The following is a 15,624-nucleotide window of genomic DNA, read 5'->3' as shown; positions in this document are numbered from 1 at the left end:
ATGTCCGACGTCAAAATCTCCGGGCTGGACGACGCTCCCCCCGAAAACGAAGGCCGCATCATCCAGTTCAACCATCCATTCACGGAATACCCCTACACCCTTGCGCTTTACCAGAGTGGGGGTCGCTTTTTCGTCATCACCGATGCCTGTAAAATGTGCGGATCGAGCCTGGGACGCGGCACCCTGAAAGGCATGTACGCCGCCTGCGCGAGGGAAGGTCACCCCTGGCACATCAAGACCGGGTTGTGCAAGTTCGACCGCACGCAGTCCCAACCCACCTACCGCGTGCAGTTACGGGACGATGGACTCTACATCGAAATCTGAAACCGAAATCGTTGAGGCGGCAAGGGCGGGTTACCCGCGCCGCCATGCGTGAAATTTCTGCACCCACTTGAGAAGACCCTGAGGGGCGTGCGCCTGTTTCCAGACGCCGGCAGCGAACTTGTTGGCCTCTGCCATGGTGGGGTAGATGTGTATGGTGCCGAGGATTTTGTTGAGGCCGAGACCGTGCTTCATGGCGAGAACATATTCGGCGATGAGGTCCCCCGCGTGGTAGCCGACGATGGTCACGCCTAGAATTTTGTCTTTTCCGGGCACGGTCAGCACCTTCACGAAACCGTGGTCCTCGCTGTCGGCGATGGCGCGGTCGAGATCGTCGATTCCGTAGGTCGTCACTTCATACGGAATGTTTTTCTCCTTCGCTTCTCTCTCGTTCAGGCCGACCCGCGCCACTTCCGGATCGGTGAACGTGCACCACGGGATGACGCGGTAATCGACCCTGAATTTTTTGAACGGACTGAACAGTGCGTTGACGGCGCAGTACCACGCCTGGTGCGCGGCGGTGTGGGTGAACTGGTACGGCCCCGCCACGTCGCCGCAGGCATAGATGTTCTTGTGCATCGTGGTGCGCAGGTAATCGTCCACTTCCACCGTGCCGCGCGGACCGAGTTTCACACCGATCTCTTCCAGCCCGAACCCCTTCGCATTCGCCGCCCGGCCGACCGCCACCAGCACCCGGTCGAATTCGATGTCTTCCGTACCGTTCTGCGTTTCGAGGCGCATGAAGGTGCGCCCGCCCTCCTTGACCACTTCCTTGCAGCGGGTGTTGGTGCGCACATCGATGCCCTCCGCCAGAAATTTTTCCCGCACGGTTCGGCTGACTTCCTCGTCTTCACGGCTCAGGATGTCCGGCAACATTTCCACCTGCGTCACCTTGCTGCCGACACGGGCCAAGGCCTGCGCCAGTTCGGAACCGATGGGCCCGCCGCCCGCCACCAGCAGGCGTTTCGGCAACTCGCGCAGATTCCACAGGGTGTCGGAGGTGAGCGCCTCCACCTGGTCGAGGCCGGGGATGGGCGGCACCGCAGGCCGTGCACCGGTGGCGATGATGATGTTCTTCGTGGTGAGGACTTGGCCGTTCACTTCCACTTCGTGGGGGGACCGAATCCGGGCCTCGCCGGTGAAGCAGTCGACTCCCAGTCGCGTGTAGCGCTCGATGCTGTCGTGCGGCTCGACTTTGCTGATGATCGCCTGCACGCGCTCCATGATGTCGGCGAAATTAAAATCCGCGGTGGCGGACTTCAAACCGAATTTTTCATGACGCTGGATATAGGAAAGGATCTTGCCGCTTCGAATGAGCGCCTTGCTAGGCACACAACCGGTATTCAGGCAGTCGCCACCCATCTTGTGCTTTTCGATGAGCGCCACTTTGGCTTTGAGCACCGACCCGATATACGCCGAAACCAGGCCCGCGGAGCCGCCGCCAATCACAATGAGGTTGAAATCTTTTTTCGCCATGCATGTCCCCCGTTTCATTAAAGCATACTTTTCAGTGAATCGCAGGCCATGTCGGAAGAAGGGCCGAATCCCTTACAAAGGAACAGGGAGTAACCGTAATCAATGGTGGGTGGTTTAGGGAAGAGAGCGGTTCCGGCTGGTGGCGTCCGGATTGCGCCCCAATGCCTTGATGGTGAGGACTTTTTGTTGAACCGGTGCCTGGACGAGTCTGTAAAACTCCTGGATGTTTCGGGTGACCCGGCTTCTTTCTTCCTGCGATTCGTTTCCGAAATGATGATCGACATAGAGCATGATCGACCGGTTCAGCGTCCTGTCATCGATGCCGAGTTCCTTTCGGATGTCATCATCCCACAGGGCCTTCTTCCAGTTCTCCGCTTTGGTGATCGTTGGCTGCAGATGGCCTCGGGGGTCGCGCAGGTTACGGGCGTTACGGAAGTCGGCGAACTTGAGGTTGGCTCCGGTGAAGTCGACCGAATCGAGGTCCGAATTCTGAAAACGGGAGCCGGTCAGGTTGGCCCGGTAAAACAGCGTTCCGGAAAGATCCGCTCCGCTGAAATCGGTATCCAGCGCGGTGACCTCCGTCAGGTCCGCCAGATTGAGGAGAACATAGGCCATGCTGGTGCTTTCGAATGTGACACCGTAAAAATTGTTTCCGGAAAGATCCGTGCCTTCCAGAATGGCGCCGCTGAAATCCACGTTGTCGAAATCGGTTTCTGAAAAACTGGAGTGGCTGAGGTCGGCCCCCCTGAATTGGACGTCGGTGATATAGGCGTTTTGAAACAGGGCCTGGGTGAGATGCGCGTCGTTGAAACGGCTGTTCTTGATTTCCGCCCGCACAAACTGGGTCGAATCCATCTGTGCTTTCTGGAAGATCGAGTTGCTGATCATGGATTCGGAAAAATCGGCACGAAGCAGAGAAGCGTTGGAAAAAATGGAGTTGTTGATTTTTGAAATATTGAACCGCGTTCCTTCAAGGTCTGCGGAGCTGAAATCAACCTGGTCCAGCTGTGCCTTTGTAAAATCTGCATTCTTCAACAGGGCGCGATGAGAAACACCTGATTTGGATGCCAGCTTTTCCGGCTGGTTGCTGGTGCTGTCCGGTGGTTTGGGTGTGCCCGTTTCATTTTCAGCACCTGAGGAAGAAGAGGAGGGTGTGGTGGCGCCATATTGAAGGCCGGATGCCACCTCTCCCCGGGCTTTCGATTTGCGGGAGTCCTGGCGAAACAGGTTCAACAGGGAAAATCCCCCCTGGTCGAATTCCGCCGGTGCGATGAACGGAGAGAAATCGCTTCCCGTCAATTTGGCTTCCTGGAACATGGAACCGTTCAGGTTGGCTCCCCGAAAACGGGTTCCGGTGAGGTCGCTTTTGCGAAAACTGGACTTGGACAGGTTGGCTCCGGAAAACCGGGTGTTGGTCAGAAAGGCGTTGTTGAACAGGGCGTCTTTCACGTTCTGGTTGCGGGTGAAATCGGAATGTTCCAGGTTCGCAAAATCGGCATTCATCCGGTTCAGCATGAAATTCCGGAAATCGGTGTTTTTAAGGTCGCTTTTAACCAGCTTGATGGGGCCGAAAAACGTGAGGTTGCCCGGCACCGCTGAAACAATGAACACCGCAACCAGGACCATCAGCGGAAAGGGTTGACGGCGGAGCGATCCCCCTTGCACCTGCGTGGCGCAATGAAACAGCCACACCAGGGCCAGGCACACCCCCAGCGCCACCAGCGACCACAGGGTCACGCGCTCCGATGCGCGGATCGACCAGATGAAGGAAAGGAAAACCAGCGGAGTCAGAAAATAAAATACGAAAAACGTGATGGCCTTGGCGAACCAGTTGTCGAGGTTGAACACGAACGGTAATTTGCGCGAAGCTTCCAGCTCGCAGCGTTGGAGTTCGTGAATGAAGATGTGCAGATAGAAGGTGAGCACGATCAGGATGATCGGGCCCACAATGAAAAACGTGCTGAAATTGACGACGATGCCGCCGGAGAACGGAATCTGGATCTGGCCGGTTTCCTTGAACACGATGTTGTCCGACTGGCCGAGCGTGAGGAAACAGAACAGTGCGTAGGACATGAGCGCCAGCGCCACGGAACGGATGTTGCGCGAGATTTCGTCGTGCCGCGCCTTGATGGCCTCGTACGTGCCCTCCAGTCCTTTCGGAACTTCAGCCGGAACAGGGTCCAAATGGCTTTCAGGATCGTTTTGCGGCATCTTCGGGGAGGACATGTCCAAAGCCTCTCTTGTTTGGCTTACCGATATCGAATTCTAGCAGAATCCGGCCGGGAATGGGAAATAGTTGGGTCTTTGCGAGAGCGTTTCTGGGGCAGATGGTTGGATGCAATTATGGTTTGGAAAACCGTTTGCGCAGGAACCGGCGGGCGGGGACCTCGAATCCGTGGTACACGAGCCAGGCGATGCCCACGGTGCCACCGACGTACAGCAGGAAAATGGCGGGGGAGGTGAAATCGATCGCTCCCTTTTGCCCGGCGAAGAAGAACAGAAGCTGAACCGGAAAATGCAACAGGTACACGGCGTACGAGATGTCGCCCAGAAACGCAAGTTTGCGAAACACGGCCTCGGCACGCTTCGAGTAGTCCACCAGTCCCAGGAACAGCACGGTCACCGGAAATCCCAGGACCACCGTCCAGAAAAACCAGTTGCCGAGGGCGGCCGCCCACGGTCCGGGATGGTAGGTGAGAAAATACACGATTCCCCAGAATGCCAGCATGCCGGTCGCCGATAGAGCCAGCGCGGCTGGGACGCGTGGTCCGTTGTCCCGCGTTACGGCGTTGTAAACTTTGTACGCGAACCCTCCCATGAAAAACGACACCAGCCCCTCGCCGATCGTCGCTTTCAATATAATCCAGTCGTAATAGTTGGCGTACAGGAACCAGCCGAGCGCCGCCAGCAGAACCGCCGCCAATGCGTTGCGCCGTCCGAAGGCGAACACCACGCCGAAGAATGCGATATAGAGAAACATCTCGACGGAAATCGACCACGCCGGGCCGTTGAACGACAGTCCTTCTTCCAATCCCCACTGCGACACCATGAACAGGTTCAAAACGAAATGCCGCACGTCGTTGAACTGATACACAAAGGCGGCGTTGTGGTTGGAGTGGATAAGGAATTGCGCGATGGCGACGAACAGCAGCGTGGTGAGGTGCAGGGGATACAACCGCGTCCAGCGCAGGTAGAGGAACTTTTTAAAATCGATCTCGCGCCTTTGGATGCTCTCCGCGTATTTCCAGAAAAAGATGAAGCCGGAAAGGCAGAAGAACAGGTCGACCATCACGAAGCCGGAGTTGTAAAAGAACAGGAGAGGGGCGTTGAAGGGGCGTTCGGTTTCGAGCGACGGCGCGAACGGCGTGAAATGACGATAATGCCACACCACCACGCCCAGGGCGGCGAGACCGCGCAATACATCCAGCGCCCAGAAACGGGCGACAGCGGGTGCCGCTGCGGCAGGCGGGGACGCCGGGGATGGAGTCACGGGGACTGGGGTCTCGGATGTGGTGGGCACGCGTCGGCGATCCTTTTGTTATTTAACGGCCTTTTCAGTGTAAGCGCCGGGTTGCCGCTTGTCATGCTTTTAAGGAGGTGCAGGGAACGTGCCTGCTGTTCGGCCGCAAAAATCAGTAATCGAAAATCTCGCCGCCGGGGATGCGTCTGGGCTGTTTGCCGAACTCGAGCGGGTGATCCGTGCCCGGCAGGATGGTGCCGTCCGGGGAGTACGGCCCGATCTTGCTCCACGTGCCGTAGGTCACGCGATCCACGTACTCCATTCGCAGGATGGCCTTGGGATTTTTGTAGCCGTACTTGAACGGGCAGATGACGCGCAGAGGAAAGCCGTGCTCGTCGGTGAGCGGCGCGTTGTTCATGTGCGTCACCATAAGCGTGCGTGCGTGGCGCAGGGCGTCGAGCGAAAGGTATTCTTTATATTCGTCGGCGCAGTGGAACAGCACGCCGACTGTCTCCAGTTTGGGCGGCGCGAGTTTTTCGATCTCGGAAAACGGGAAGCCCGTCCACGTCGCGCGCGCAGACCAGCACTCGACGCACTTGAGGCGCGAGTTCATGGACTGCATCGGAAAATGTTTCAGGTCGTCAAAGGTGAGGGTGGCCGGTCGTTCCGTCAGGCCGTTGATGGTGAGCGACCACTGGGCCGGGTCGATGCGGCGCATCGGCTGCCAGTAGTTGATGTAGAAATCGCGGTAGCGTCCAGCGCGCGTCTTGCCGACGAAGTCGGTCCCCTCGAAATAGTTGGGTTCGTTGGCGAGGGTTTTGGTTGGACGCAGCGCCGCCGTTGCCAGGGCGGCGAGCCCGCCGGTGATCCGGAAAAAACGTCTGCGTGTCAATTTGCCGAGCGCGCGCATCGGAATCCTAAAAATAGAAACCGCGAATCCGCCGGCAGGCGGTTGCGGTCCAAGGTTTTGCTGTATTCGAAATCGAGGTGCAGGTTCCACAACCCGCCGCGCGTTTCGCGTTGATCGCCGTCGCCCGCGTCGGTCCACTCCCACACCGACCCCGCCATGTCGCGCACGCCGTAGGGCGAGACGTCCTTGCGGTTACTGCCCGCGGTTTTTTTGACCACGCCGGAGTAAAACGGGTGCGGCTTGCGCCGGGCCAAGGTGTTGCCCCACGGGTAGAGTCTGCCGTCGGTGCCGCGCGCCGCCTTCTCCCATTCGTCGCCCGTCGGCAGACGCGCCTTACGTTTTTCGCAGTACGCCTGCGCCTCGTGGAAGGTGACGTGCGTCACCGGGTGCCCCGCCGCCCCCTCGCGGTATTCGTGCGTCGCCACCACCTCCCCATACTCCGCATTCGTCACCTCATGCTCATCGATGAAAAACGCATCAACGTGAACCGTGCGCTCCTTCCCCTCGTCACCCACCACAACCTCCCCTCCAGGGATTTCGATCATGGTGCCTGCAATCGCAGGAGGAGAAAGTACAAGTAAAAGGAATAGAAAGCAGGGGAGGACGAAAAAGTGGTTTTTATTCCCACTCAATCGTGCCGGGGGGTTTGGAGCTGATATCATAGACGACGCGGTTGACGCCCTGGACTTCGTTGATGATGCGGTTGGAGATTTTACCGAGCAGGTCGTAAGGCAGGTGCACCCAGTCGGCGGTCATGCCGTCGGTGCTGGTCACGGCGCGCAGGGCCACGACGTTTTCATAAGTACGTGAGTCGCCCATCACGCCCACCGTCTTCACCGGCAACAGCACGCCGAACGACTGCCAGATTTCGTTGTACAGCCCGGCGCCCTTGATCTCTTCCAGGATGATTTTGTCCGCCTCCTGCACCATGCGGATGCGGTCGCGCGTGATCTCGTCGATAATACGGATGGCGAGACCCGGTCCGGGGAACGGCTGGCGGTTGATGATCTCGTCGGGCAGACCCAGCTCGCGTCCGAGTTTGCGCACTTCGTCCTTGAACAGTTCGCGCAGCGGCTCGACCAGTTCCATCTTCATGTTCTCCGGCAGGCCGCCCACGTTGTGGTGCGATTTGATCACCGCCGACGGGCCGCCCTTGAACGACACCGACTCGATGACGTCCGGGTACAGCGTGCCCTGCGCGAGGAAGGTGAAGTCGCCCGCCTTCTGCGCTTCCTCTTCGAACACTTCGATGAAGGTGTTGCCGATGATCTTGCGTTTCTGTTCGGGGTCGGTGACGCCCTTCAGCCGGTCGAGAAAGGTTTTCGACGCGTCCACCACGTACAGGTTCATTTTGAAATGTTCGCGGAAGGTATCGACCACGCGCGCGCGTTCGTTCATGCGCAACAGGCCGTTGTCGATGAAGATGCAGATCAGCCGGTCGCCCAAGGCCTTATGCAGCAACGCCGCGACAACGGACGAGTCCACGCCGCCACTCAGCGCGCACAGCACCTTGCCGTTCTGCACCTGGTCATGAATTTTCTGGATGGCGTACTCGGCGAACGAATCGACTTTCCAGACGGGATCGCAGCCGCAGATCTTGTACAGGAAGTTTTCGAAAATCTTGCCGCCTTCCTGCGTGTGCACGACTTCCGGGTGGAACTGGAGTCCGTAGATTTTCCGGACGGGGTCTTCCATCGCCGCCACGGGTGAATTGCTGGTGAACGCAGTGATTTTGAATCCGTTGGGCAGGCGCGTGATGCGGTCGCCGTGGCTCATCCACGCGATCGAGTTGTTCTTGACGCCGTTGAACAGGTGCGAAAAGGTTTTGAGCACCAGCTCGGCGCGGCCGAACTCGCGTTCCTTCGCCGGGTTCACCTCGCCGTCGTTCAAGTAGGTGATCAACTGCATGCCGTAGCAGATGCCGAGCACCGGAATTTTGAAATCGAACAGCACAGGGTCGAGCAGGGGTGCGTCTTCCGCCAGCACGCTTCCGGGTCCACCGGAGAGGATGATGCCCTTCGGCTTGAACTCGCGGATTTTCTGGATACCGATGGTGCACGGGTGGATTTCGCAGTACACCTGGCACTCGCGCACCTTGCGTGCGATGTTCTGCGTGTATTGCGATCCGAAATCGAGGATCAGGATGCGTTGTGCGTGAATGTCTTCGCCGATGGTCATTGCGTGTGTTCGATGATGGATTGATGAAAGCGGAGCGCCGTCGCCCAATGCTTGCGCCGCAGCCCCGGGGTGTTCACTCGATATGGTAGTTGGGCGATTCCTTGGTGACGATGACGTCGTGCACGTGGCTTTCCTTCAGGCCCGCCATGGTGATCTTGATGAACTGCGAATCGTTGCGGAGCGCGTCGATGGTTTTGCATCCGCAATAGCCCATGCCCGCGCGCAGGCCGCCCATCAGCTGGTGCACGCTGAACGCCAGCAGGCCGCGGTACGGAATGCGCGCCTCCACGCCCTCCGGCACCAGCTTGCTTTCGTTGAGGCCGAGTTCCTGGAAGTAGCGGTCGCTCGATCCCTTCTGCATGGCGCCGATCGATCCCATGCCGCGGTATTCCTTGTAACTGCGCCCCTGGTACAGAATTTTTTCGCCGGGGCTTTCCTCCGTGCCCGCGAACAGCGAACCGATCATCACCGAATGCGCGCCCGCGGCGATGGCCTTGGTGATGTCGCCGGAGTGGCGGATGCCGCCGTCGGAGATGATGGGGATGTTCTTCTTCGCCGCGACTGCCGAGCATTTGCGAACGGCGGTGATCTGCGGCACGCCGACGCCGGTGACCACGCGCGTGGTGCAGATGGAACCCGGCCCGATGCCGACCTTCACCGCATCCACCCCGGCCTTGATGAGCGCCTCGGTGCCTTCCACCGTCGCCACGTTGCCGCCGATGACCTGCAAATTCGGGAACGACTTCTTGATCTCGCGGATGGTGCGGAGCACTTTTTCCGAATGGCCGTGCGCGCTGTCGATAGTGAGGACATCCAACCCCACCTTCACCATGTCGGCGATGTGGTCCATGTAATCGGTGGAGGCGCCCAAGGCCGCGCCGACCAGCAGGCGGCCTTTCTTGTCTTTTGCCGCGTTGGGGAACTCGGTGACTTTCAGGATGTCTTTCAGCGTGAGCAGGCCCTTGAGGTTGCCTTTCTTGTCCACCACCGGCAGTTTCTCGATGCGGTTGTCGTGCAGGAGTTTTTTCGATTTGTCGAGCGGCGTCTTTTCCTGGATGGTGACGAGGTTGTCCTTCGTCATCAACTGCGAGATGGCCTTGTCCGTCTTGGTTTCGAAGCGGATGTCGCGGTTGGTCAGCATGCCGACCAGCTTTTTGTTTTTGACGATGGGGATGCCGGTGATGCGGAACTTGTCCATCACCTCCAGCGCCTCGTGCAGTTTCTGCTCCGGCTCCATGGTGATGGGGTCCGGGATGATGTAGCTGACCGAACGCTTGACCTTGTCCACCATCTTGCGTTGCAACTCCGGCGGCAGATTGCGGTGGATGATGCCGATGCCGCCCTCCTGCGCCAGTGCAATGGCGAGGTCGGCCTCCGTCACCGTGTCCATCGGCGCGCTCACCAGCGGGCAGTTGAGGGTGATGGTCTGCGTCAACTGCGTCTTCAGGCTCACCTCGGAAGGCATCACCTTCGAGTAAGCGGGCAGGAGCAGGACGTCGTCAAAAGTGAGATAGGTTTCGATGTCTTTCTGTTTTCTGGCCATGAAATCGGGGGGAGAGTGTGGTTGCCGAACAGTCCAAATCGGGCGGCCCGATGCCGCGCGCCGTGTGTAAAGAGGGTATCTTAGCACGGCGCGAATCGGGTTTTCACAGGAAAAATGGAATGCATTGAGAAGAGGGCGGTCGGGTTGGTCCTGTCCGTGATTTTGTGTCCGGTTCGGATTGCCTGTGTTACTCTTGTCCCATGTTGAAACGAGGCACATTGTTTGCGGTTTGGCTGGTGGCTATCCTGATGGCCGGGCCCGCGGCGTCTGCCCCCATTGTGGACCGCGACGACTGGTCCGGCACCTACTTCAACGGCCAGAAGCTGGGCTTCAACCGCGCCGTGGTGGAGGTGAAGGAGGATGAGATCCGCGTCCACACGCAGATGTTCCTGCGGCTGGAAGCGGGTGGCATCGAGCAGGTCACTTCCGTCTCGCAGGACACGCGCCTCACCCCGGACCTCAAGCTCAAGACCTTCAGCCTGCTCCAGGAAATCATGGGTAGCCGCCAGCGCATCGAAGCGCGGGTGGAGGGTAGCAAACTCCTGTTCCACATCACCACCGAGGGCTACAGCAAGGACAAGGAACTGGACCTGCCGGCCAACGCCATCCCTGCGTCCACCGCGTGGCTGAACCTCGTCCATGCCGGGCTGGAAGTGGGCAAAAAGGGCACGATGACGCTGTTGATCGAGCCGTTCCAGATGACCGCGCCGCTCAAGTACGAAGTGCTGCGGCAGGAGACCATCGACCACCGCGGCAAGCCGGTGGAGACCGTCGTCGTCAAGCAGGAGTACTCCGGCATCAAGACGTTCACCTGGGCGACGGCGGACGGCACGGTCCTGCGCGAGCGCACGGTGCAGGGGTTTGAGTCGATCAAGGAACCCGCCTCGGTGGCGCGCGAACTGCCGCCGGAGGCGATGTCGGTCAGCAATTTCATCACGCTGAGCCTGGTCAAGGCGAACAAGCCTATCGAACATCCGCGCATGGTGAAGGCGCTCAAGCTGACGCTCCGCAACCTCACCGGACCCGGCTCCATCCCCAGCGACCACCGGCAGAAGGTGCTGGACACCGCGAAGATGAAAGGCGGCGATTACCAGGCGACCCTGGTGATCGAGCAGGAGTCCCCGGCTCCGGCGAAACCGGTGTCGTTTCCCTTCAATGACGAGGCGACGCAGCCTTACCTCGAAGACACCTCGCAGATCCAGTCCGAGCACCCCATGATCCGCGCGCTGGCCCGGGAACTGAAAGGGCAGAGCACCGATCCCTGGCGGGTGGCGCTGGCTATCAACAAATGGGTGTATTCCAACCTTGAGAAGGTTCTGGTGGACGCTTTCACCGCCGTGGACGCGCTGAACTCCCGGCGCGGCGAATGCCAGTCGCACACCAACCTGTACACCGCGCTGGCGCGCGCCGCGGGCATCCCGACGCGCGTTGTCAACGGCATTGTGTATTCGGAGGACTTCCGGGGTTTTGTCTATCACGCCTGGCCGGAAGTGTATGTGGGGGAATGGCGGGCCCTGGATCCCACCCTCGGGCAGGAAGGGGTGGACGCCACGCACATCAAGCTCTCCGAGGGCAACACCGACGGCTCGCTCAAGTTGATGGAGTTCGTCGGCCGCCTCGACATCGACGTCCTCGAAAACTAGCCCCTGTGGAGAACCCGGCCCTTGCCGGAAATCCGCTCCCATTGAGGGTTTAACAACCCAAGACAGCCGGTTTGCCAATATTCATGCTGTGATTTCGCCTTTCAATTCCGCAAACCCAAGCCCCGCCTGCGTGAGGCCCCGGTACAACACGCAAACACGCGGTTTTCCGCGTTGGTAATGGCCTCAGTCCGGATGGGGGAGGGCTTCCTATCTATCAGATTTTAAAAACCTTGTTTCGCTAAATCCCGATTTCTTGGGCAGTTCGGAAAACTCTGACAAGGGCGTTCCAATTTTCCGTTGACATCACAATATATAGTGCTAAGTTAGAGCCTCCACTACTAAATATAGTGGAAAATGGGCCAAAGGCATTGAAACTTGGTCCATTGGCATTACATTGAGAATTGGGGAAGACAGTCACCCACCTATATTGAGTCTGGAGAGAAGCTTATGGATATCCCCCGCATATTTACCAAGAGTCGCAAGGACCCGTACGAAGGCCTGAATTTTGTCGAGCGGTCTTCCAAGATCACCAACGCAAACGGGTCAGTAGTCTCTGAGATAACGGGGGTCATGGTTCCGGACTCGTGGTCGCAGGTTGCCGCGGACATCATCGCGCAGAAATACTTCCGCAAGGCGGGCATTCCGGCCGTCACCAAAAAACGTTACGAGCACGACGTCCCCGAATGGCTGTGCCCGTCGGAGCCCGATCACGACGCGCTCGAAAACCTGCCCGAAGACGAGCGTTTCGGACGCGAGACCGACGCGCGGCAGGTGTTCAACCGCCTGGCGGGATGCTGGACCTACTGGGGCTGGAAGAGCGGTTACTTCAGCAACGAGGAAGCGGCACTCAATTATTACGATGAGATGTGCTGCATGCTGGCCAGGCAGAGCGGCGCGCCCAACTCGCCGCAGTGGTTCAACACCGGCCTCAACTGGGCGTACGGCATCGAGGGCCCGCCGCAGGGACATTACTTCTTCAACGAAAAGACTGGCCAGACCGAAAAATCGCAGAGCGCCTACGAGCGCCCGCAACCGCACGCCTGCTTCATCCTGTCCATCGAGGACGACCTCGTCAATGAAGGCGGCATCATGGACCTGTGGCAACAGGAAGCGCGGCTGTTCAAGTACGGTTCCGGCACCGGCACCAACTTCTCCAAACTGCGAAGCGGCGGCGAGTCGCTTTCCGGAGGCGGCCAGTCCTCCGGCCTGATGAGCTTTTTGAAGATCGGCGACCGCGCCGCGGGCGCGATCAAATCCGGCGGCACCACGCGCCGGGCGGCGAAGATGGTGACGCTCGACGTCGATCACCCGGACATCGAGGAATACATCCAGTGGAAGGTGAAAGAAGAACGCAAGGTGGCGGCGCTGGCGGCGGGGAGCAAGTTGTGCCGCAAGCACCTGAAAGCCGTACTCGACGCCTGCTGGGACTGGGATCAGGCCAGCACGCGCTTCGACGTCAAACAGAACAAGAAACTGAAAAAAGCCGTGCGCGATGCGCTGGCGGTCTTCATTCCGCAGAACTACATCTACCGCGTCATCCAGTTGGCCGAGCAGGGCGTGCAGGACACGGAGTTCGAGGAATACGACACCAACTGGACGTCGGAAGCCTATCAGACCGTTTCCGGCCAGAATTCAAACAACTCGGTGCGCCTGACCAACGAATTCCTGCATGCGGTGGAGTGCGACGGCGACTGGAACCTGGTCGCCCGCACGACGGGCAAAGTGATCAAGACGGTGAAAGCGCGCGATATCTGGCGGCTGGTCAACGAATCGACGTGGGCCTCCGCCGACCCCGGCGTGCAGTTCGACACCACCATCAACGAATGGCACACCTGTCCGCAGGGCGGCCGCATCAACGCTTCCAACCCCTGCTCGGAATACATGTTCCTCGACGACACGGCGTGCAACCTGGCGTCGATCAACCTGATGAAATTCCATGACGCGGAGACCGGACAGTTCGACGTCGATAAATTCATTGCCGCCTGCCGCTTGTGGACCTTGACGCTCGAAATTTCCGTCACCATGGCGCAGTTCCCGAACAAGGCCATCGCGCAGAAAAGTTACGAGTACCGCACGCTGGGTCTCGGTTACGCCAACCTCGGCACGCTCCTCATGGTGTCCGGCATTCCTTACGACTCCAAGCAGGCGCAGGCCATCACCGGCGCCATCACCGCCATCATGACGGGTATCAGCTACGCCATGTCGGCGGAGATCGCGGGCGAGGTCGGGCCGTTCCCGCAATACAAGGAGAACGCCGAAGACATGTTGCGTGTCATGCGGAACCATCAGCGCGCCGCGCACAACGCCGACGCGCGCGAATACGAAGGCCTCACGGTGTACCCGCAGGGAATCGATCCCATGCACTGCCCGGTGTACCTGCACGAGGCGGCGCTCGATGCGTGGAAGCAGGCGCTGGAACTGGGCCAGAAGCACGGCTACCGCAACGCCCAGACCACCTGCATCGCGCCCACCGGCACCATCGGGCTGGTGATGGACTGCGACACGACGGGCATCGAACCCGACTACGCGCTGGTCAAGTACAAGAAACTCGCCGGCGGCGGGTATTTCAAGATCATCAACCGCGCGGTGCCTTTGGCGCTCAAGAACCTCGGTTACTCGCAGGAGCAGATCCAGGCCATCGTCGATCACTGCGTCGGCGCGGCCAGCCTGAAAGGCGCACCGTACATCAATTACGAAGCGTTGAAAGCGAAAGGATTCACCGACCACGTGCTGGGTGCGGTGGAAAAAGAGCTGCCGCGCGTGTTCGACATCACCTTCGCCTTCAACAAGTACGTGCTGGGCGAGAACTTCTGCACGGAAGTTTTGGGCATCGACAGCGACCAGCTGGACGCGGCAGACTTCAACCTGCTCAAACACATCGGGTTCACCGAAGAGCAGATCACCAAGGCGAACGACCACATCTGCGGCACCATGACCATCGAGGGCGCCCCGCATCTCAAGGAAGAGCACTACCCGGTGTTCGACTGCGCCAACAAGTGCGGCAAGTACGGACAACGGTACATCCGCCATGAAGCGCATATCCGCAAGATGGCGGCGGCACAGCCGTTCATCTCCGGAGCGATTTCCAAGACCATCAACATGCCCAACAGCTCCACCATCGAAGACGTGGACAAGGCGCACATGCTGTCGTGGAAACTGATGGTGAAGGGCACCGCCGTGTACCGCGACGGATCGAAACTGAGCCAGCCGCTCAACAGCGTCGTCGCCGCCGAGTTCAACCTCGAAGACCTGGAAGACGAAACCGAACGCGACACCCTGAAGGTGGCGGAGAAACTGACGCGCGTCTTCGTTGATCAGCAGAAGAAACGCATGCCGCTTCCGTTCCGCAGAAAAGGCTACACCCAGAAGGCGGTGGTCGGCGGACACAAGGTGTACCTGCGCACCGGAGAGTACGAAGACGGTTCACTGGGCGAGATCTTCATCGACATGCACAAGGAAGGCGCGGCCTACCGGAGTCTGATGAACTGCTTCGCCATCTCCATCTCGCTCGGTCTGCAACATGGCGTGCCGCTCGAGGAGTTCGTCGATGCTTTCGTGTTCACGCGGTTCGAGCCGAACGGCATGGTGACCGGCAACGACACCATCACAATGGCCACGTCCACCATCGATTACATCTTCCGCGAACTGGCGATCAGTTACCTCGACCGCTACGACCTCGCGCACGTGACGCCGGAAGACCTGCGCGCGGACGCCCTGCAAAAGGAAACGGAAGTGTCTCCGGATGCGGAAGGTGATGAAGAGGAAACCAGGCCCACCGCCGAAACCAAAGCCCCCCGCACGGAAGAGCCGGGTGAGGCAGGAGATACGCCCCTCACTCACGGCAACGGCGGGAACGGCGGCAACGGCCACAGCGCGCCGCAAAAAACCGGAACAACGACGAAGGAGTTGGGCACGGTGGTGCTCCAACTCAGCAAGGAAGCAAAAAACTCCGCCGCCATCGCCAAGATGAAAGGGTATGAAGGCGATCCCTGCGGCGAGTGCGGTCAGTTGACTCTGGTCCGCAACGGCACGTGTCTCAAATGTATTTCCTGCGGTGCCACTTCGGGGTGTTCCTAATCCTCGCCCGCCAAAA

Annotated in this window: 9 protein-coding genes and 1 pseudogene; 3 read left to right on the top strand and 7 right to left on the bottom strand. The window is 59.3% G+C overall.

Features of this window, described 5'->3' with window-relative positions; all coding sequences use genetic code 11:
- Nucleotides 1–324, top strand: a complete 324-nt coding sequence (locus TX82_RS00375; RefSeq protein ID WP_005006998.1) for a Rieske (2Fe-2S) protein — start codon at nt 1–3, stop codon at nt 322–324.
- A gap of 30 nt (nt 325–354) precedes the next feature.
- On the opposite strand, the pseudogene lpdA reads toward TX82_RS00375, so the two are convergent.
- The 7 genes and pseudogenes from lpdA to guaB all read right to left on the bottom strand — a co-directional run.
- Nucleotides 355–1,785, bottom strand: a pseudogene (lpdA, locus tag TX82_RS00370) (dihydrolipoyl dehydrogenase); the annotation flags it as partial.
- Nucleotides 1,786–1,911: 126 nt separating this feature from the next.
- Nucleotides 1,912–4,023, bottom strand: a complete 2,112-nt coding sequence (locus tag TX82_RS00365; protein WP_005006994.1) for a pentapeptide repeat-containing protein — start codon at nt 4,021–4,023, stop codon at nt 1,912–1,914.
- Nucleotides 4,024–4,138: 115 nt separating this feature from the next.
- Complete coding sequence (locus TX82_RS00360) at nt 4,139–5,287, bottom strand: acyltransferase family protein (protein WP_187291877.1); 1,149 nt, start codon at nt 5,285–5,287, stop codon at nt 4,139–4,141.
- A gap of 142 nt (nt 5,288–5,429) precedes the next feature.
- Nucleotides 5,430–6,167, bottom strand: a complete 738-nt coding sequence (locus TX82_RS00355; protein ID WP_005006990.1) for a molybdopterin-dependent oxidoreductase — start codon at nt 6,165–6,167, stop codon at nt 5,430–5,432.
- Entirely contained in the window at nt 6,146–6,712 is a 567-nt protein-coding gene (locus tag TX82_RS00350; RefSeq protein WP_005006988.1) for a formylglycine-generating enzyme family protein, read from the bottom strand. Before TX82_RS00350 ends, TX82_RS00355 begins: the two co-directional genes overlap by 22 nt.
- A gap of 73 nt (nt 6,713–6,785) precedes the next feature.
- A complete protein-coding gene (gene guaA, locus TX82_RS00345; protein ID WP_005006985.1) occupies nt 6,786–8,345 on the bottom strand; it encodes a glutamine-hydrolyzing GMP synthase in 1,560 nt (519 codons plus the stop codon).
- A 73-nt stretch (nt 8,346–8,418) separates the two neighbouring features.
- Nucleotides 8,419–9,888: an IMP dehydrogenase gene (gene guaB / locus TX82_RS00340; RefSeq protein ID WP_005006984.1), complete on the bottom strand. Its 1,470-nt coding sequence runs from the start codon at nt 9,886–9,888 to the stop codon at nt 8,419–8,421.
- Between the two features lie 200 nt (nt 9,889–10,088).
- Here guaB and TX82_RS00330 point away from each other — a divergent pair, with 200 nt between their 5' ends.
- Nucleotides 10,089–11,531 carry a transglutaminase-like domain-containing protein gene (locus TX82_RS00330; protein ID WP_084603879.1) on the top strand — a complete coding sequence of 481 codons (1,443 nt, stop codon included), beginning with the start codon at nt 10,089–10,091 and terminating at the stop codon, nt 11,529–11,531.
- Nucleotides 11,532–11,978: 447 nt separating this feature from the next.
- Nucleotides 11,979–15,608: a vitamin B12-dependent ribonucleotide reductase gene (locus TX82_RS00325; protein WP_005006976.1), complete on the top strand. Its 3,630-nt coding sequence runs from the start codon at nt 11,979–11,981 to the stop codon at nt 15,606–15,608.
- Nucleotides 15,609–15,624: the final 16 nt, after the last annotated feature.

Origin of the sequence: Nitrospina gracilis 3/211 (genome assembly GCF_000341545.2) — a bacterium.
In the GTDB taxonomy this organism is placed as follows: Bacteria; Nitrospinota; Nitrospinia; order Nitrospinales; family Nitrospinaceae; genus Nitrospina; species Nitrospina gracilis.
This window is presented reverse-complemented; position numbering and strand designations above follow the sequence as displayed.